The 19,161-nt window shown below is 58.2% G+C and carries 21 protein-coding genes; 8 read left to right on the forward strand and 13 right to left on the reverse strand.

All coding sequences use genetic code 11. The features are described from left to right. Positions 1–129: 129 nt before the first annotated feature. The 8 genes from JYP50_RS14320 to JYP50_RS14355 form a co-directional block, all read right to left on the reverse strand. Entirely contained in the window at positions 130–1,272 is a 1,143-nt protein-coding gene (locus tag JYP50_RS14320; RefSeq protein ID WP_206561230.1) for a glycosyltransferase family 4 protein, read from the reverse strand. Then, a complete protein-coding gene (locus tag JYP50_RS14325) occupies positions 1,265–2,470 on the reverse strand; it encodes an O-antigen ligase family protein (RefSeq protein WP_206561231.1) in 1,206 nt (401 codons plus the stop codon). Before JYP50_RS14325 ends, JYP50_RS14320 begins: the two co-directional genes overlap by 8 nt. A gap of 121 nt (positions 2,471–2,591) precedes the next feature. Continuing rightward, positions 2,592–3,731 (reverse strand): glycosyltransferase, encoded by a 1,140-nt coding sequence (locus tag JYP50_RS14330; RefSeq protein ID WP_206561232.1) that lies wholly within the window; start codon positions 3,729–3,731, stop codon positions 2,592–2,594. A gap of 5 nt (positions 3,732–3,736) precedes the next feature. Next, positions 3,737–4,672: a sulfotransferase gene (locus tag JYP50_RS14335; RefSeq protein WP_206561233.1), complete on the reverse strand. Its 936-nt coding sequence runs from the start codon at positions 4,670–4,672 to the stop codon at positions 3,737–3,739. 2 nt (positions 4,673–4,674) lie between these two features. Next, positions 4,675–5,451, reverse strand: coding sequence for a class I SAM-dependent methyltransferase (locus JYP50_RS14340; protein ID WP_206561234.1), 777 nt, complete (start codon positions 5,449–5,451; stop codon positions 4,675–4,677). A 39-nt stretch (positions 5,452–5,490) separates the two neighbouring features. Next, entirely contained in the window at positions 5,491–6,798 is a 1,308-nt protein-coding gene (locus tag JYP50_RS14345) for a flippase (RefSeq protein ID WP_206561235.1), read from the reverse strand. Between the two features lie 230 nt (positions 6,799–7,028). Continuing rightward, positions 7,029–7,397 (reverse strand): hypothetical protein, encoded by a 369-nt coding sequence (locus tag JYP50_RS14350; RefSeq protein WP_206561236.1) that lies wholly within the window; start codon positions 7,395–7,397, stop codon positions 7,029–7,031. A gap of 15 nt (positions 7,398–7,412) precedes the next feature. Continuing rightward, positions 7,413–7,757, reverse strand: a complete 345-nt coding sequence (locus JYP50_RS14355; protein WP_347136798.1) for a MarR family EPS-associated transcriptional regulator — start codon at positions 7,755–7,757, stop codon at positions 7,413–7,415. Between the two features lie 204 nt (positions 7,758–7,961). On the opposite strand from JYP50_RS14355, the gene JYP50_RS14360 reads away from it, so the two are divergent. Next, positions 7,962–9,353 (forward strand): hypothetical protein, encoded by a 1,392-nt coding sequence (locus tag JYP50_RS14360; protein ID WP_206561238.1) that lies wholly within the window; start codon positions 7,962–7,964, stop codon positions 9,351–9,353. Positions 9,354–9,406: 53 nt separating this feature from the next. Here JYP50_RS14360 and JYP50_RS14365 read toward each other — a convergent pair whose 3' ends face one another. After that, complete coding sequence (locus JYP50_RS14365) at positions 9,407–10,129, reverse strand: ABC transporter ATP-binding protein (RefSeq protein WP_241263169.1); 723 nt, start codon at positions 10,127–10,129, stop codon at positions 9,407–9,409. Next, entirely contained in the window at positions 10,126–10,857 is a 732-nt protein-coding gene (locus JYP50_RS14370; protein WP_241263170.1) for an ABC transporter permease, read from the reverse strand. The genes JYP50_RS14365 and JYP50_RS14370 overlap by 4 nt, the downstream gene beginning before the upstream one ends. Before the next feature lie 184 nt (positions 10,858–11,041). On the opposite strand from JYP50_RS14370, the gene JYP50_RS14375 reads away from it, so the two are divergent. The 6 genes from JYP50_RS14375 to JYP50_RS14400 all read left to right on the forward strand — a co-directional run bounded on the left by JYP50_RS14375 (position 11,042) and on the right by JYP50_RS14400 (position 16,484). Continuing rightward, entirely contained in the window at positions 11,042–12,340 is a 1,299-nt protein-coding gene (locus tag JYP50_RS14375) for a Wzz/FepE/Etk N-terminal domain-containing protein (protein ID WP_206561240.1), read from the forward strand. A gap of 36 nt (positions 12,341–12,376) precedes the next feature. After that, on the forward strand, positions 12,377–13,177 hold the full coding sequence (gene rsmA / locus JYP50_RS14380; RefSeq protein ID WP_206561241.1) for a 16S rRNA (adenine(1518)-N(6)/adenine(1519)-N(6))-dimethyltransferase RsmA: 801 nt from the start codon (positions 12,377–12,379) through the stop codon (positions 13,175–13,177). A gap of 15 nt (positions 13,178–13,192) precedes the next feature. Beyond that, the gene (gene apaG / locus JYP50_RS14385; protein WP_206561367.1) at positions 13,193–13,591 is read left to right on the forward strand and encodes a Co2+/Mg2+ efflux protein ApaG; all 399 of its coding nucleotides are present in this window, start codon (positions 13,193–13,195) and stop codon (positions 13,589–13,591) included. Positions 13,592–13,598: 7 nt separating this feature from the next. Then, positions 13,599–14,420 carry a symmetrical bis(5'-nucleosyl)-tetraphosphatase gene (locus tag JYP50_RS14390; protein ID WP_206561242.1) on the forward strand — a complete coding sequence of 274 codons (822 nt, stop codon included), beginning with the start codon at positions 13,599–13,601 and terminating at the stop codon, positions 14,418–14,420. A gap of 82 nt (positions 14,421–14,502) precedes the next feature. Next, positions 14,503–15,747 (forward strand): multifunctional CCA addition/repair protein, encoded by a 1,245-nt coding sequence (locus JYP50_RS14395; protein WP_206561243.1) that lies wholly within the window; start codon positions 14,503–14,505, stop codon positions 15,745–15,747. Beyond that, positions 15,744–16,484: a pteridine reductase gene (locus JYP50_RS14400; RefSeq protein ID WP_206561244.1), complete on the forward strand. Its 741-nt coding sequence runs from the start codon at positions 15,744–15,746 to the stop codon at positions 16,482–16,484. The genes JYP50_RS14395 and JYP50_RS14400 overlap by 4 nt, the downstream gene beginning before the upstream one ends. Before the next feature lie 201 nt (positions 16,485–16,685). On the opposite strand, the gene folK is transcribed toward JYP50_RS14400, so the two are convergent. Genes folK through tsaD form a run of 3 tightly spaced genes read right to left on the reverse strand, consistent with a single transcriptional unit; the run spans position 16,686 to position 18,612 of the window. After that, a complete protein-coding gene (gene folK / locus JYP50_RS14405; protein WP_206561245.1) occupies positions 16,686–17,201 on the reverse strand; it encodes a 2-amino-4-hydroxy-6-hydroxymethyldihydropteridine diphosphokinase in 516 nt (171 codons plus the stop codon). Beyond that, entirely contained in the window at positions 17,201–17,557 is a 357-nt protein-coding gene (gene folB, locus JYP50_RS14410) for a dihydroneopterin aldolase (protein ID WP_206561246.1), read from the reverse strand. The genes folK and folB overlap by 1 nt, the downstream gene beginning before the upstream one ends. Beyond that, positions 17,557–18,612, reverse strand: a complete 1,056-nt coding sequence (gene tsaD, locus JYP50_RS14415) for a tRNA (adenosine(37)-N6)-threonylcarbamoyltransferase complex transferase subunit TsaD (RefSeq protein WP_206561247.1) — start codon at positions 18,610–18,612, stop codon at positions 17,557–17,559. The genes folB and tsaD overlap by 1 nt, the downstream gene beginning before the upstream one ends. A gap of 319 nt (positions 18,613–18,931) precedes the next feature. Between tsaD and rpsU the strand changes: the two genes are divergently transcribed. Then, the gene (gene rpsU, locus JYP50_RS14420) at positions 18,932–19,147 is read left to right on the forward strand and encodes a 30S ribosomal protein S21 (RefSeq protein ID WP_206561248.1); all 216 of its coding nucleotides are present in this window, start codon (positions 18,932–18,934) and stop codon (positions 19,145–19,147) included. Positions 19,148–19,161 lie beyond the last annotated feature (14 nt).

A 19,161-nucleotide genomic window follows, 5' to 3' on the forward strand; every position in this document is an offset into this window, starting at 1 on the left:
TATAAAGAAAACACGCGTTACTGCCACTGCAGCCATCGAAGTGACTCATCCTGGAGCTCGGAATAACGGTCACTTTCAGATCACGAGCACACTGAAGCTTACCCCCCAAACTCTCGGGGCTTCCAACACTCACGCCGGCCCCCTATTCGACAAATTCTGATACAACTCCGCGTACTCCGCGACAACTGCCTGTAAACTGTAGTTCGCTATAACGCGATTCCGAGCCGCCCGACCCAACGCTTTACGCTCTGCGTCTGTCTTTTGCAGTAGCTCATTTATTCCCTGAGCTAGAGATTCGCTATCAGAAGGCGGAACAACAATACCTGTGTTCTGTACAATTTCGGCGCTGTCGCCTACATCTGTGGTCACGCAAGGAACTCCGCAAGCCATCGCCTCTCCCAGTACATTCGGAAACGCCTCACTCCAAGAAGAAAGACAGAAAACATCCATGGCTTGCATCAAATCATGAATATCCTCACGCTCTCCAATAAAGCGAAATCGCTCTTCCAGCTGGCGCGGTACAATTCCAGCCAAGGCGGGATTTTCCAAATTTACGTTACGGCCGACCAACAGACACACCACGTCGGCGCGGTGGCGCATGACATCAACAACAGAGCGGAGGAAAGCCGCATGCCCCTTCATGGGATGAAAGCGCGCCACATGACCAACAACTATCGCATCTTGCGAAATGGATAAGGCATCCCTAATTACGCTGCTACGCTCTGTAGCTGGCCGCCATCGCTCAGTGTCGAAGCCATTTGGAATGACTCGACCTTTTGCAGAGGCAAAGCCAAAAGACTCGTGCTGCTGACGCGATAGCTGACAATTGTATACGATGGTATTCACCTTCGGCGAAAGCCACCGGTTGCTACGAATAACTTGCCGCGTCAATGGTTTCTCTGGCGCTAGCGAATAAAGGCTATGTCGCACATTCCAAACAACAGCAGGTCGAGGCCCTGGCGCCATTCGAGCCGCTACATTCGCCGCTAGGTTTCCGTGATACATCCAGCCCTGGATTACGTCAGGTTTTACTTCTCTTACTATTTTTCTAAGCTTCCATAGAGCTGCCGCGCCCGGCAAACCCCGGGACATCTCCAACGTATAAACCTCCACGCCCAACGCACGAATAACAGCCCCATAACTACCTTCATTGCTAAGTGATATAACAGAGCAATCAGACGAGCCGGCCAATCCACCACCGAGCAAGTTTACGAGTACACGTTCTGCGCCACCACGAGAGAGACCAGTAATAACATGCAGAACTTTACCCATGATCTAGAAGGTCACGCCGTGAACTTTGGCTCACATTTGAACCATACTTTAATCCGCTGGAATTCCTATTAACATCTGTGGCCACAACTAAACCAACCAAAATTATGATACCTCTAAGCTCGAATAAATTATGCGAGGATAAAGAGAGGCCTAACAGACCACAGAATAAAACAAACGATCTCTCCATTTTACTTTTCCACGTTAGAAGCAGTGCCACCACAAAGAGAATCGTGAAAAAAAACAACCCAACCATTCCACCATCTACTAGGCTACGAAGCATCATATTGTGTGGCCCGGGTTCCATTCTGTAAACGAACCCATATCCGCGACCAAATAGCCAGGCCTCCTGAATCAATTCCCAGCTATTGCTCACAGCGCTTAAGCGCTCACCAAAAATTTTATCGATAAAAAAATCCCAACCATCCTGTCTGGCACCTGCTTTCAGGGCCCATACGACACATAAGAAAGCCGCAATAGCAAGCGGAAAAAGTACGCCTACAGTAGTCACTCTGGAAATGGCGACCGTAAAATCATTGGAACGATTAATCCACAACAGAACCACGGCGGAAAGAACGAATATATACGATATCGCGCCCCCCATAGATCTTGTTGCTGAAATGGCGACTCCGCAGAGGAGAAAAGCAAAAACGTTCCAGTATGATGACTTGTCATCACACCGCAACCTTAACGCAGCAACCATCAGTACTATGGCTATAAAACTTGCGTTGTTCGGATTTCCTATAGTGAATGAAGGGCGCCCCCACGCTGAACTTTCACTCACATGAAGGAAACCAACATCAAGGATCAATAGAAGCACAAGGAGAGCAAGTAGAACTAAAGAGACAGAGCTTACTTCGAAAGCAAGAAAACCTCTAAGTTGGTAACCGAAAACCATCAGGACAAGACTGTACAAAAACATCACTGAATGCTTGCTCCAATGACCATCAAGTAGCGCAACAGGCATACTACTTAGAACATAGAAAATGAATAGCATTAAAAGAAACAGGGCTCGCGAATCTACCCTTAGACGAAGTAAAGCCGGCGCCCGAACAAAACAGACAACCAACAAAGCAACGAGAGTTAAGGGCCATGGCCTGACAGAGATGGCCCCAACCGAGTAAAGATAAGCATCTATCTCGAAGACAAAAAAGCCAATCAACAGAAGGGCTAAAAAATTGGAATGGAGGCTAAGCCGCATTAGTCGTCTTTAGTGTCGTTTTGAACGGATGGGCGCAATCGATTAGTCAGGCTACTTTCTACCGAAGGAAACCTCCCCCGAAACGCAGGCAAACATACCAACAATAAAATTAGACGGTAACTCATCCGAAACTGCTAACTTTTCTGAAAGCAGACTCGGTCTTATCGCAAAGAACGTCCACTGAAAAATTCTGCACTATTCGCGAACGCAACTCCTCAGCCGGAAACTCCCCCGCCCAATCCTCATACGTACTAATTTCTCGAGCAAGTGAGTTCACATCTCCCGGCTGAACTATTCGGCCCAAACCACCTACAATACTCGCACTGTCACCCACATTGGTAACAATACATGGCGTTCCGCAGGCCATTGCCTCACCCACCACGTTCGTGAATCCTTCTCCATGGGAGCACGAAACAAGAACGTCCAGGGCGGTATAAACAGCGGGCATATCATTCCGGGGCCCCGCCCAGATCACCTTGCCCTGAACACCTAACTCATCCGCCAATCTTTGCAGGCTCTGATTATGGTGGTCGTTACCACCTCCCACGATCACAAAACGCACATTAACATTCCGCTGAGCGACGAGGCCCGCCGCGCGCAGAAAAACATCGTGCCCTTTAATTGGATCGAATCGGCCAACTATCCCCACTAACAGCGAATCGCTACCCACACCCCAATTCGTCCGCAAATGCTTTGCAGGTTCCAGCTTTGGCTGGAAAACATGCGTATCGATACCGTTAACTATCACTTCGAATCGCTTCGGCCTAAACCCGCGCTGACTGACTGCATAATCGGCGCCAACCCAAGAGTTGGCAATAATCAATGGTACGGTGGGCGACAACCATGAACAGAGCCGCTCGGGAAGCAGGCGTTCCCAGTTAAGCTGGATATTTGACGTTCTAAAGCCCCACACAAGTTGACTGTTTCGCTTCCCTCGCGTCGCCAACCAAGCGTAAAAATTGCTAAGATGCAGCATACTGTAAACAACGTCAGGCTGAGCTTCCGAAAGCAGCCTTCGCAACCGCCTCGGAATATCAATTAACTGTAAAAGCCGGGCTGCTTTACTTTGCCTCCTGCTATCACACACCGGCACCCAATTAATCCTTGGGTTTTCAAGCAGCACTCGACCACTTTCCCCACCCGGGAAAAAAGTTGCAACCGTTACTTCGTGACCACGTTCGGCGAGGACACGGGCAAGCACCACCAACTGCCGCTCAGCCCCACCGATCGACAATTGACCAATAACAAAAACAATCCGCATGCACACTAAGTCCGGTAGCTATAACCGTAACGCCACATTAGGGGGCCCGCCATCAGCCAGAATAGACGCTTATCCATGTTACTTAGCCTCGAAACCCACTCGACATCGGGCTTAATCCTAACTCTTCCCCCCATGCGCATTCTGTTTCCGGCAATGGTGTGACCAACCACAAACTCATCGTCTCGATCGAGCTTGGTACTTAGCGCTTGAATATCGGTACCCAAAGCCCCACTTATGGATTGCAAAGCTAGCGACGGATCAAGTACAAAATCCTCGTAGCGGAGTCGAACTTTTCTTGAAAAATCTACCTGCCTCATCGCCAGCTCTGCGAGTGTATTTGTCAGCAGCCACGAGGCTGCGGTACGCATAACGGGCCGGCTCGGGAGGTCGTTCTGCACACCTTTTGCGGGATCTTTTGAATGAGCCTTTTTAAGTGACCACGCAACTCCTCGACCGTCCCGAATCAGATGCACTAGCCGAAGATCTATTTCATCAATGTATGTAAGTGCCAACGCCCTTACAGGGTTTTTCGAAGAATCAAGCACAATTGACTTTCCCGAAACTTGTTGTACTGCTCTGTACAACGCCACTATTCCCTCAGCGTACCGCTTAAATTCAGAGCTTTTTCTACGCGCACTCTTGTAAACATTCACTATATGACGGGGACGCTCGAAAGAGGCCTGCAGAGCACGCCATTCCGGACCATGGGCAAGATGAGGAGTCGAGGCTTCCCACTCTTTCCTTACCTCCCCCCAAAACTCACACTTGGCTGCAGGCAAGCCACAGGCACAATGTTCATCCTCGTTCGACCACGCTCTACTAGCATTTATTAGCTCTCCAACGCTTTCGACGTCAGAGTGATTGCCCAGTACAGTGTCGAGCATAGTCGATCCGCTACGACCAACTCCCACGACATATAAGACTTTTACCTGATCTTTCATTTTTAGCCTTTTTTACGCAGGATTATAACGGCATCGGGGGATGTAACCCGGTTATTGGGGATCAGGACTTGCCCCACCCACTCCAACGCCCAAAGAGGACCACGCACGGCTTTATAGAGGCCAGGGGATTCTCGCCTAACTTTTGAATAGAAGCCGGCATTCCACAATCCGAAATGTCCCACATAGCCAGAGAAAAGTATGTCCACACCACCCACTTGCTCAACCGAACAAACCAAGTCTTCGAGTGACATGAGATTATGCTGCGCCCACTTCTCGGCATCTGTCAGCTTAAGCACATTGCCGTTCAGAGATGAGTGGTTAGGTATGGAAATAACTACATATCCGCCAAGCTTAGTTAGTTCAATATGCTTCGCAATAGGCACCCTTGCGTCCTCAAAGTGCTCTACGAATCCAAAGCTGACGGTCAGGTCCCATCCTTTTTCATCCGGCGATTCCGAAACTTCTAGCTCGAAAAAATCTTTGGCCAATATTGTCGCAGGGACTCCCAAGTTTCGAAGATTTGACTCAGCGGAGCGGGCGCATGCCTCAACATACTCAACTCCCCACGGTTCATAGTCATAGAACTCGTTAAAGTATTTTAGGTATGTTCCAGGGTATGCCCCCACTTCTAGACAGCGTCTACCGCTGCCCTGAGGAAGATACTTTTGAAACAGCCTATGGCGCTCTCGAAAAATCGGTTTATTTACTGGCATGAAAAATTGAGGCTTACCAGCAGCCTGCCAGCGATTCTCCCACTGTTCTTTTTCAGACAAACGCATTACAAAGCTTCCTATATATCAAACGGCTGTCCAGAAAGACTAAATCCCTTGTGCATTTCTCAGAATCACTCGAAGTGCAGCATGGTAGCCGACCAAAGTTACTGCCGTTGCAGTTGCCGCACCAATCGTTCCATAAAGTGGTATCAACACCAAATTTAACAGTACGTTAGCAACTGAAAATAACCAGAGCATTTTGGCGGTAGCGGACTCCTGGCCAATCATTTGCAACATATTTCCTACAGGCCCAAAAGCTACGTTCAACATATATCCCAACGCCAGAATTCCTACAACCACTCCCCCACCGCGATACTCCTGACCAAAAAGCAACGCCAAAAGATCCTCCCCCCAAAAAACCAACACTAGAGTTATGGGTAGAGTTACCACGAACACCAATGCCTGAGATTTTTTATACAACTTTCGCAAATTCCCATAATTGTTTTGCGAGTGCATAGCGGAAAAATGGGGGGCGAGAACGCTGTTAGCTGCTCTGGAAAAGAACATGACGAGTATGCAAGCTTGCGCGGCCACCCTGTATATCCCGACGTCTTCGGAGGTCACAAACAGCCCCAGCATCAGAACGTCCGCCTGGGTATTTATAATCATTGCTCCGCCGATGAGTGCAAATGGCAACGCGCTTTTTATCCACTGCCGATTTTTGAACTCCGGAACCGCGGAACGGCTTTTTTCGGGAAGGAACCGCCGAAGCACCATCGACGCGACAATCAGAACCAAGAGCGTGCCCAGCAGTTGCGCAGCCATAGCGATCTGCGGCTCACGCTGGGCAGGCCATACCGTAAACATCAGACCAACAATAACCAGGACCAGGAGAGGCCGAACAACCATATCCACAGCCTGACCTATGACCACTTTATGCAGGCCCCTCATAGCATGACCCACAGTCTTACATAGGGCAGAAACCGGCAGTACAAGCAACATTAGAGCCATTGTGTAGAACACCTCCGACCTTAGAGAGCCGGAGAAAAAGAACAACACCAACAGTCCAATTAGGGAAACCGTCAGCCCTGCCACCGCAACAAACTGTATTCCTCTGCGCAAGGCGCCACGCAAAAGCCCCCATTCAGAACGCCCCTGGCTTGCCGCCACCTCGCGCATGAGTAACGTCGGAACTCCCGCTTCGCCTGCAACCAGCAGCAGGCTCATTATGGCAAAGGCATAGGCATAAACACCGTAGCCGTCTGGCCCAAGCATCCTAGCAAGCAGCATTGCCAATCCCAGAGCCAGCAAACGGTTGACGGCCTGGAGACCTGCGCTTCCAAGGCCGCCTCGAACCAGCCGGGCACGCAAACCATTACCTAAAAGCTGGTCGCGACTCTGCTGAAAACGCATGGAGAAGCTCACGGCAGGAAAGAACTGTAGCCGAGGCTATCGAATTGCATACTTTAAGACGCGGACGGCAGTCGCCGTACTAGCGTATGTGCTCAACATAATATCCTCAACAGCTGTAGTAACCACGATACCAGTTAACGAAATCACTCACGCCTTCACGAAACGGAGCAGCCGGGCGGTAGCTTGTTAGTCGCTGGAGCAAACTTGCGTCCACCCAAGTCGCAGGGACGTCACCTGTCTGCATAGGGGTAATTGTGAATTGACTTCACGCCTAACTCGGTCTTGATGGCCTCGACAAAATCGAGAAAACCCACCTTGTCAGAATTACCAATGTTTACCACACGAAACCGCGCCACCGGTGACAAACTATCACCGCCTACTGCGGTCTCGGGCCCACCCGGCACGGCGGCAATCAAATCGGTGGAAGTAAACCTCTCTTGTTCATGGAGCATCGTATGGCGGTGACACTTCAACCGGGTATCGTAGTAATCTGTGATGCCGTCGTGACCGTGCACTGCCTTGCCCCCGGCAAGGAGCAACTTCGCCAGATGGAAACCGATAAAACCGGCTGTTCCCGTAATAAAAACTCTATCAGTCATCTGTAACGACCAGCCCTAACCACAGTTGTCTGGCATACTCGACAATTCACTTTTGAGCTCAGAAATCTCAGATTTGAGCTCCTCATATTCAAGCAACTTCCTCTTGAGGAAATGGGCAGTTAGCCGGGTTTTTGCTGCCATCCCCGCCGGAGTCAGTAAATACGCATATCGCGCCTTGTTTTCGCTTCGATGGAAATTTTCCATCTTCAACCAACCCTTTACAATCAATGCCTGCAGGCAATAATTAGCCCGCCCCACACTGAGCCCAAGCTGGCGGGCAATTTGTCGTTGGGAAATGTCCGGCTGCGCCTCCACCAAGCGCATAACCCGTAAGTGCGTTTCCGAGGGCCTCATAGGCATTGTGATTACACATTTTGTGTGGAAAGAAATAGCAGGCCTGGCCCTGTACCACTCTCCAGGCCAGCTTCTCTGGCTTTACAACCGCCACAATAACTTTAACTTTCGGCCAAGCAGCCGCAGAGAACGCATAGGCTGACCAGCGTTCAGCGGCTGAACACCATAGCAGCCTGCCCCCCTGGGGACAAGAGCCACCCAGGTTTTTGGATGCAGCAATCACCCCCAAACGGCACGCCTGCCGTCATCGCTCCAGACAAGCCCTCGTTTTGGCGCGCCAGCCGCAGAAACAATTCCGACGGAAGCACGGGAAAGCCACAGCAAGCCCCCGTCGGATCGGCAATTTTTCGGTACCGGGGCTACTTTCGCGTATGTGGCAAGCCAGACCACCACCAGCTCTGTGAAAAATTCTACTTGCCGAACTTTTCTAGTACCATTGCGCCCCTAAATTCTCCTCATTCTGTGGCTTACACCATGTCACCAGCGCTGCAACAGTTCCTCCTTGCTTTTATTTCGACACTAGCCTTCATTATTGTGCTGGCGCGAGTAGCAGCCAAAGCCGGCCTGGTTGACATCCCCGATCAACGAAAGAAACATGCAGGAGATATCCCTTTAGTCGGTGGGCCCGCCATTTTCCTGTCCTTAATATTGGCCACTATTATTTTTGGCGAAACCCACCAAAGCATTTTAAGCGGGCACACCCGCGAAATAGCCATTTTTCTGTTTGCCGCGGGTATCCTGGTGGTGCTTGGCCTCATCGATGACCGGCGGCACGTGAGCGTCTTCACCCGCTCAATGATCGAGGTGGGCGTGGCGCTACTCGTTATAGAGGGGCTAGACCTCCAGGTGTCACAATTGGGCGACCTAATCGGGATTGGCAGCATAAAATTGAATGATTGGCTGGCATACCCCTTTACGGTGATCTGTATTTTTGGCGTAATTAACGCCTACAATATGCTGGACGGCATGGATGGATGGCTCGCCATTATGGTGCTCATCACCATATTTGCGTTCCACTTGTTTACTCGCACAGAACCAAGGCTTATTACGCTCACCCTCACAGCGTCGCTCTTGGCCTTTCTAGTTTCCAACCTTAAGGTCGCTCCTTTCGTTCCCAAATCCTTCCTCGGTGATTCCGGAAGCAAGCTACTGGGCTTTATTGTCGTGGCACTTATCCTTGCCGTGACTTCGACGCAGATCGGAGGAACCAGATATATACAGCCAGTTACCGCACTCTATTTGGTAGGGCTCCCCATTTTTGACATGGCCTTTACTATCTTGAGGAGAATCCTCGCCGGGAAATCACCCTTTCGTGGAGACAGGACGCACATCCATCATCTTATGCAGGCTCTGGGATTTGGACAACATCGTTCGCTGGCAGTGTTGACCACCATCGGATTAGCCCCCCCCTTTATGGGTTTGATACTACACAACTCCGGTGCCGCCTCTCACTACCAGTTTTATATGTTCATCGGTTGCTTTTTTATCTACTGCGTACTTATGAGCCAAGCTTGGCGAATCGCCGAGCAGTACCAGCAACTCAAGGATCACAAAAACTCGGTCGGTCAAAACGCTGGCAGACACAAAACCCCATACGCTTGACAGAGAGGCATCATAAGTTTGGCTGGCCACACATAACTATCCGCAAGCCTAACCTAGCCCTCCCCACGACCCCGCCCATCACCAGCGTACTCATCAAGCACACTGGCCACCTCGCCTTCGGCGCAGACTCTCCCTGCGTCGATCCAGATCGCCCGATCGCACAGGGCCCTGACCTGCCCCGCCGAGTGGGACACAAACACCACCGTCTGTTCCCCGGCAATGCGCTCCTTCATGGCCGACTCGGCCTTTTTACGAAAGCGCACATCGCCAACGCTGAGTACCTCGTCGATCAGGAGGATATCGACATGGGTCTTGAGCGCGGCAGTGAATCCGAGACGGGCCCGCATGCCGGTGGAGTAGGTTTTAACCGGCTCCTCAAAGGAGTCGCCGAGCTCGGAGAACTCTTTGATTTCCTCAAGATAGGAGCGCGCCTCGCTGCGGGTCGCGCCCTGCAGCATGGCGGAAAGCAGGGCGTTGTCGCGTCCCGAAAGATCCGCCCGAAACCCGAGCCCGATTGATAGCAGGGAAGCGGTTTTTCCTGGCTGCCGCCTGATCACACCACGGGTTGGCGCCAGAATGCCAGCCATCAATTGCAAGGTCGTGGTCTTGCCCGCGCCGTTGCGACCGAGCACACCCAGGACCTCACCCTCGTAGAGTTTGAGCGACACGTTGTCCAGCACCCGGTGAACGCCATGCTCGAAGGTCGCCTTGCCCGAGCGATAGCAATGCGTGACCCCCTCAAGCTCCAGCATCACCGGACGGTTCTGCCCGCTCATGCGGTGAGCGCCTTCAATGCGAGGAACTGGCTGCCTCGTCGCATTACCCACGCCATTCCGATCACGATCACCGCTGACACCAAGCCAATCAGCAGCAAATGACCCGCGTCGGGCGGGGTCTGGTACATCAGAATCTGGCGGTAGGCATCGAGAACAAAAGCCAGGGGATTCACTGCAAGCACCAGGTCCGTTTTGGCGGGGTCACCCAGGTCTCGCACATCCCAGAATATGCCGGAGGTAAACAATAGAAAAGTCATGCCCAGGGGGATAAACATGCTGAAATCACGCGCCATACAGACCAGGCAAGCGCCTATCAAGGCACAGGCGACGATCATCAGGTAGTTCACCGCTATCAACGGCAACAACCAGACCCACGCCGCGGAGACGGCATAACCCGAAACCCACAACGTGGCAAATAGCAGGGCAAATACCGCGAGCTGTTTGTACAGGTTTTCCTGCACCGTTGCCATGGGAAACAGGCTTTTGGGTATATCTATTTTGGCGATTAACCCCCGGTTAGCCACTATGCTATTGGAGGCCTGGGTCACAGCCTTGGAGAACCAAATAAAGGTCAGTTTCCCGCACATGAGGAATACCAGGAAATCGGCGCGGCGGGAGTCCAGGATCATATTGAAGACGACATAGAACACCCCCACCCAGAGCAGCGGCTCCAAGAGCCACCAAAGGTATCCCAGGTAATAGCGGGAGGCGCTGGCGCGAAGGGCCATACGGGCCTGCGTATCCATCAGGCGGAAGTAGTGTCTAAGGGGCATGCAACGCGGCTATCGGTATCTGGACCTTTCCATGGGCCGCGAGAGTGTACCAAATTCAGGATTGGGGGGATATGCGTCGACTTTCACTGCTATAGTACGCCCCGGATGGATGGACCATGAACAAGGATAGCGACGCAGCATGAATGACAACGCCCCGCCCCCTACCCCGAACGCAGAGGACGAGATCGACCTGATCAAGCTCTTCGAGGAGCTATGGGCACAGAAATGGCTGATCATGGCGGTTACCGGCGCGGCATCGATAATTGGCCTGGCTGCCGCATTGCTGCTACCGCCCGTCTACCAGGCCAGCACCCAGGTTCGCCCCGCCGACCTGTCCGACCTGGCCCTCATCAATGAAACGGAAATGATGCTGGTCACCCCCAACGACGCATTCAGGCGGGGCCTTAACGAACTGGAATCCCGGCATTCACGCATTCAGACATTCAGTCAACTACTTGCCGACGGAAAACTGGAGTCTCCCGAAGGTGACAAGCGCAGCTTGCGAGCAATGACTGACAATATCACTGTATCAGTGCCCCAGGCCGGCAATGGCAGCCTGGACACCAAGGACTATGTCACCGTGACCTACGACCACGGGGATGGCAAGTTGGCCGCCGAAGTCGTGAATTCACTGGTGACCATCGCGAACCAAAAAGCCGCGGACACACTGGTGGAAGAGCTACGCTCTTCCATCGAGGCCAGAGCCAGCCTGCTCGAGCAGGGTATTCAGCAGGAGATCGACCTGCAGGCACAATCCAACATCGACCGCGCAGCGCAACTGAAGGAGATCGATCAGCTGCGAAAGCTGGAGTTGCAGGACCAAATAGACGCCCTGAGAGCCAAAAATCTGCAGCTTAGGCAGGACAGAATCCAGGCCCTTGAGGAGGCCCTGTCCATCGCCAGAACCTTGAACATTGAGGACCCGGTGCTCATGGCGCAAATGCGCGACGAGGCCTTCGGCGGGGGGCTGGCCGTCCGCGGCGGGTTCGACGACAAGGGGAGCGCTCTGTACCTGCGCGGCACACGCATGCTGGAGGCCGAAATCAGCGCCCTCAAAAACCGGCAGTCAGACGACTTCACCAGCCCGCAAATCCGTAACCTACAGGAACAGCTGGCACGCCTGGAACACAACCGGGAAATCGAGCTGCTCATGGCCCGGAAAAACAACTCCGCCTATGTGGAGGACATCCGCGAGATGCGCACTGAGCTGAACCAGCTCAGGGGCTACCTGGATCAGGATTACTCCAATGTGCGCGTGATGAAGATGGACGACGCCGCGACCGCCCCGATGACACCAATCAAGCCCCGGCGAACGCTGATTGTGGCCGTCAGCGCCCTGTCCGGCGCCATGCTGGGCATATTGGCGGCATTGATCGCCAGTACCCTCGCACATCGCCGCGAGCGGCAAGAGCTGGATTCACGCCAGGCCGCCGGGTAGCGCGGCCCAGCGAGTACCGACAGGAACCAACCAATCATGACCCACACCCCCCGCAAGCGCTTCGGCCAGAACTTCCTCCGCGACGAGGGGGTAATCAGCCGCATCGCCGACGCCATCCACCCCCAAAAGGGCGAGCACCTGGTGGAGATCGGCCCCGGCCAGGGCGCGCTCACCGAAGCGCTGGTGACCAGCGGCTGCCGGCTGGACGTGGTGGAGCTGGACCGGGACCTGGTTACCGGCCTGCTGGCGGCTTTCAGTATCCACCCGGGGTTCAAGCTGCACAGCGCGGACGCCCTCAAATTCGACTTCGCCACCCTGGCGGACGACGGGGCGCCCCTGCGGATCGTGGGCAACCTGCCCTACAACATTTCCACCCCGCTGATCTTTCACCTGCTGGGCTTCGCGCCGCTGATCCAGGACATGCACTTCATGCTGCAACGGGAGGTGGTGCAGCGGCTGGCGGCGGAGCCCGGCAACAAGGCCTGGGGGCGGCTGGGGATCATGACCCAGTACCACTGCGAGGTGGAGCAGCTGTTCGATGTGCCGCCGGAGGCCTTTTACCCGCCACCCAAGGTGCAGTCGGCCATCGTGCGCCTGGCGCCCCGCCGGGAACGCCCGTGGCCGGACTGCGATGAATCCCGCCTCAAACAGGTGGTGCAGGCGGCCTTTGCCCAGCGGCGCAAGACCCTGCGCAACAACCTCAAGGGCGTTATCGACGACGCCGGCCTCGAGGCCCTGGGGCTTGACCCCGGCTGCCGTTCGGAGACACTGGCACTCGCCGACTTCATCAATATCGCCAACGCCACGGCGGACAGCACCAATGCGGAGAAGGGCTAGCCCACAGTGACCACCATCGATCCCAGCCAGGTACGCGTTCACGTCCTCACCACCTACCTGCCGAGCCACTCCGACCCCGAGAGCGGCCAGTACACCTTTGCCTACACCATCACCATCCAGAACCGGGGCGAGGTGGCGGTGCAATTGCTGTCGCGGCACTGGATCATTACCGACGCCAACGACGAGGTGCAGGAGGTGCGCGGCGAGGGCGTGGTGGGCGAGCAGCCAGTGATCGGGCCCGGAGAGCAGTTCCGCTACACCAGCGGCGCCACCCTGCCCACCCCGGTAGGGTGCATGGAAGGCAGCTACACCATGATCGCGCCGGTGGAGGCCGAGGTCGACCCCACCGAGATGCCGGCCTTCGACGTACCCATCCCGCCCTTCACCCTGCACACGCCCAACGCGCTACACTGAGCCCGACATGAGTACCTACGCCGTCGGCGACATCCAGGGCTGCCTGCAGCCGCTCAAACGCCTGCTGGAGCGGGTGCGTTTCAACCCCGACCGGGACCAGCTCTGGTCCGTGGGGGATATTGTGAATCGCGGCCCCAAGTGCCTGAAAACGCTACGCTTTCTCTACGACCGGCGGGATAATCTCAAGCTCGTGCTGGGCAACCACGACCTGCACCTGCTGGCGGTGGCGGCGGGCGCCCGCGCCCCCGGAAAGTCCGACACCCTGAAGGAGATCCTCGCCGCGCCGGACCGCGACAAGCTGCTCGACTGGCTGCTGCGGCACCCGCTGGTCTACCGCGAGGGCGAGTACACCATGGTCCACGCCGGCATCCCCCCCATGTGGTCGGTGGCGGATGCACTGGCGCGCTCGCGGGAGGTGGAGGCGGCGCTGCAAGGCCCGGCGAGCAGTGCGTTCTTCGACAACATGTACGGCAACGAGCCCGCGATCTGGTCCGAAGACCTCGGCGGCGGCGCCCGCCTGCGGGTCATCACCAACTACTTTACCCGCATGCGCTTTTGTACCCCCGAGGGCGAGCTGGATCTCACCAGCAAGGGCCCCGAACCCAGTTCCGGCAAGGCCGTGGCGCCCTGGTTCAGCCACCCGCGGCGCAAGGCCCGCAACGACCGCATCCTCTTCGGCCACTGGGCCTCGCTGGAGGGCAAGACCAACGGCGACAACGTGATCGGGCTGGATACCGGCTGCGTCTGGGGCGGGTCGCTATCGCTGTACTGCCTGGAAACGCAGCAGTGGACGCGGTGCCGGTGCAAGGACGGGCGCGCCGCGGCGTGAGCCCAGAGCCCTTGGCGGCTATTTCGACGCCCCGCCAACACCCTGTTAAAGTGCCCGCTCACCGACGATGCAAGGCACCCACATGAAAACCTACCTGGTCGGCGGCGCGGTCCGCGACGCCCTGCTCGACTACCCGGTCACCGAACGCGACTGGGTGGTGGTGGGTGCGCGGCCACAGGAGCTGCTCGATCGGGGCTACCGGCAGGTGGGCAAGGACTTCCCGGTATTCCTGCACCCGGACACCGGCGAGGAGTACGCCCTGGCCCGCACCGAGCGCAAGCAGGGCCACGGCTACACCGGTTTCGCGCTGCACTGCGACCCGGCGGTGACCCTGGAGGAGGACCTGCTGCGCCGGGACCTGACCATCAACGCCATGGCGCGCACCACGGACGGGGAGATCATCGACCCCTACGGCGGCCAACGGGACCTGGAGGCCCGCGTGCTGCGCCACGTATCCCCGGCTTTCGTGGAAGACCCCCTGCGGGTTCTGCGGGTAGCGCGCTTCGCCGCCCGCTACGCCCACCTCGGCTTTGGCGTGGCGCCGGAAACGATGCAGCTGATGGCGGAAATCGTGCGCCAGGGCGAGCTGGCCCACCTGCCCGCCGAGCGCGTCTGGGTGGAGATGGACCGTGCCCTGGGCGAGCGCAGCCCCCGGGTATTTATCGCGACGCTGCGGGACTGCGGCGCCCTGGCGGCCCTGCTGCCGGAAGTGAACGCCCTGTTCGGCGTGCCCCAGACCCCGGAACACCACCCGGAAGTGGACACCGGCCTGCACACCCTGATGGTGCTGGAACAGGCGGCCAGGCTGTCGGCGGACACCGCGGTGCGTTTTGCCGCCCTGGTGCACGACCTGGGCAAGGGCACCACACCGACACAGGAACTGCCCCGGCATATCGCCCACGAACACCGCGGCATCCCACTGGTCCGCGCCGTCTGCGAGCGCCTGAAAACACCCAATCGTCACCGCGACCTGGCGCTGCGCGTCTGCGAGTTCCACCTGCACAGCCACCGGGCGGCCCAGTTGCGCGGCAAGACCCTGCTCAAGCTGCTGCGCGCCACCGGTGCCCTGCGCCAACCCGATGATTTCGAGGCCTTCCTGCTGGCCTGCGAGGCGGATGCCCGGGGCCGCGGCGGGCAGGAGGAGAGCCCCTACCCCCAGGCGGACTACCTGCGCCGGGCCCGCTCCCTGGCGGCGGGCGTTTCCGCGGAGACGTTCCGTAAGCAGGGCATCGAGGGCAAGGCGCTGGGCGAGGCGATCGCCGCGGAGCAGGTCCGGCTATTGGAGGCCCTGCGCCGGGAAGGCATTGCGGGACAAGCGCGGCCATGAGCGCCCCGCTGGCCCTGGTCACCGGCGGCGCCCAGCGTATCGGGGCCGCCATCTGCCGCCACCTGCACCAGCGCGGTTTCGACATCGCCCTGCACTACCGGCGCTCCGAGGCGCCGGCCCGGCAACTGGCGGATGCGCTCAATGCCGCGCGCGCCGATTCCTGCACGCTGTGGCAGGCCGATCTCGAGCAAGCGGAGGATATCGGGCGCCTGGGCAAGCAGTTCCTGCACCGACATTCGACCCTGGACCTGCTGGTGAACAACGCCTCGGGCTTTGCCCCGACCCCCATCGCCGGCGCCACCGAGGCGCAGTTCGACGCCCTGCTGGGCTCCAACCTGAAGGGCCCCTATTTCCTGATCCAGGCCCTGCTCCCGGCCCTGCAACCGGCGCGGGGCAGCATCGTCAACCTGGTGGACATCCACGCCGAGCGGCCGCTGCGGCACTTCAGCGCCTACTGCGCCGCCAAGGCCGGCCTGGCCGCCCTCACCCGCAACCTGGCGGTGGAGCTGGGGCCGCGAGTGCGGGTCAACGGCATTGCCCCGGGGGCCATCCTGTGGCCGGAAGATGAAGAAGGCTATGACACGGCGGCCAGGGAACGCATCCTGGCAGCGACGCCACTGGAGCGCCTGGGAGACCCGCAAGATATCGCCCGCACGGTGGCGTTTTTCGCCCTGGAGGCGCACTTTGTCACCGGCCAGGTGCTGGCGGTGGACGGTGGCCTGAGCCTGTCGATCTGAGCGCCGCCCCCCTGTAGGGCCGATTTCAATCGGCCTTGGCGGAATGAATTCCGCCCTACACGACCCGGTGGAACTCCCTGTAGGGCCGGTTTCAACCGGCCTTGGCGGAATGAATTCCGCCCTACACGATCCGGTGGAACTCCCTGTAGGGCCGGTTTCAACCGGCCTTGGCAGAATGAATTCCGCCCTACACGGCTTGTTCTACTCCGCTGTCGAAATCAGCCGCCCGCGCCAGCTGAAATCCACCCGCCGCACCGCCTGGGAGGCCTGGTCGTAGTCGCGCCAGAGGTCCGCGTAGCTGCGGCCGGCGACCGGGTGACGCGTCGCGGGCGCCAGTTCCGCCAGGGGGCGCAGCACAAAGGCGTTGTCGAGGATTTCCGGACGCGGCAACACCACGCCATCCACCTCGCCCACCACGTCGTCGTAGGTGAGGATATCGATATCCAGCTGGCGCGCGCTGTAGCGCACCGCGTTCGGCGCACGGCCGTGCTCGATTTCGATGCGGCGCATGTCACGGGCCAGGTCGGCCACCGCGGCCGATGTGCGCAAACCCACCACCATATTCAGGAAAGGCTGGCCGTCGAATCCGACCGCGGCGCAATCGTACACCGAGGACAGGGACAGCTCCCCGTAGAGGGCGGACAGCGCGTCCAGGCCCGCCGCCAGGTAGCGCTCCCGCTCGATATTGCTGCCGAGGCCGAGATATACCTGGGCCATCAGCCGCGCTCCCCGCGCTCGATCAGCACACCCACGTCGCGGGCGGCGGCCACGGCACCGGGCTTGCACACCCGCAGGCGCAGCCAGGGCACCGCGAACTCCGCCCGCACCAGTGCCGCGACCTGCTCGGCCAGGGTCTCGATCAGCTGGAATTCACTGCCGGCGGCAAAGCGGGTGATTCGCTCCGCCACGGCGGCGTAATCCAGGGCCCGGGCCAGCTCATCACCGGCGGCCGCCGGGCGGTTGTCCCAGGCCATCTCCAGGTCAAGCAGCAGGGTCTGGCGCACGGTACGCTCCCAGCCGTACACGCCGATCACGGTGTCCACCGCCAACTCGCGGATAAAAACAGTATCCATCAGCCGCCAGCCCCGTGGGCGGCACGGGACAGGGGCGGCAGTTCCGCCATCGGCCAGCGCGGCCGCACGCGGCTCTCCTCGTCATCCACCTGGCCCGCCAGCAGGCGCTGGGCGCCGGCGTAGGCGATCATGGCGCCGTTGTCGGTGCAAAACTCCGGCGCCGGGTAGAACACACGGGCATGCTCCTTGGCCAGCGCCCGCTCCAGGGTCGCGCGGAGGTTGCGGTTGGCGCTGACCCCGCCGGCCATTACCAGGGTGTCCAGGTGTTCCTGCCGCAGGGCGCGCCGGCACTTGATGACCAGCGTGGCCACCACCGCCTCCTCGAAGGCGCGGGCGATGTCGCAGCGATCCTGTTCGGTCAGGCCTGCGGCGGCCTCGCGGCAGTCATTGACGGTGTTGAGGGTGTAGGTCTTGAGGCCGCTGAAGCTGAAGTCCAGGCCCGGGCGGTTGACCATGGGCCGCGGGAAGTCGAAACGCGCCGGGTCGCCGCGCTCCGCCAACCGGGCGATGTGGGGCCCCCCGGGGTAGGGCAGGCCGAGCATCTTGGCGGCCTTGTCGAAGGCCTCCCCGGCGGCGTCATCCAGGGACTCCCCCAGGAGGCGGTACTGGCCAATGCCGTCGACCCGCACCAGCTGGGTGTGCCCGCCGGACACCAGCAACGCCACGAAGGGGAACTCGGGGCGCTCGGCTTCCAGCATGGGCGCCAGCAGGTGGCCCTCCATATGGTGCACGCCCAGCGCGGGCACGCCCCAGCCCCAGGCCAGGGCCCGCGCCAGGGTGGCGCCCACCATCAGCGCGCCGACCAGCCCCGGCCCGGCGGTGTAGGCGACGCCGTCAATGTCGGCGGCGCTGCAGCCGGCCTCCGCCAACACCTGCTCCAGCAGGGGCAGGGTCTTGCGCACGTGGTCGCGGGAAGCCAGCTCCGGCACCACGCCGCCGTATTCCACGTGGATATCCACCTGGCTGAACAGGGCGTGCGCGAGCAGGCCCCGGTCGGTGTCGTACAGCGCCACCCCGGTTTCGTCACAGGAGGTTTCCAGTCCCAGAATCAGCATCTTTCAGGCTCGATATCGTCTCTTCACGCACTTGGCGGTATTAAGGGGGCGCATGATACGGCGTCCGGAGCCGGGAGTCATGGGCCCGGTTTGGACGGCGACCGGGGGTGGGGGTAATGGTCGAATGAATTCGACCCTACGCGTCGGGCGCGGGGCCTGCTCCTGTCGGGTCATTCATTCCGTCAAATACTCCACGCCAGGCACTTTGCAAAACTCCGGGGATAAGTATAGAATGCGCGCCCTTTCAGGCGTTGTCTGCCCCCTACCGTGATTTTTCCCGGCAGGCAAGCCCCAACATATGGAAACAGGTGAAGAGTTAATGCCTCATGTAAAGGTCAAGGAAAACGAGCCGTTTGACGTCGCCCTGCGCCGTTTCAAGCGCTCCTGTGAGAAAGCCGGCGTTCTCGCCGAGGTGCGCAAGCGCGAGCACTACGAGAAGCCCACCTCGGTACGCAAGCGCGCGGCTGCCGCTGCCGTCAAGCGTCACCTGAAGAAGCTTTCCCGGGAAAACCGCAAGCGCGTACGCCTGTACTGAGGCCCAGCCCTCTT

This window comes from Parahaliea mediterranea, from assembly GCF_017255185.1.
Taxonomy (GTDB): domain Bacteria; phylum Pseudomonadota; class Gammaproteobacteria; order Pseudomonadales; family Halieaceae; genus JAFKCZ01.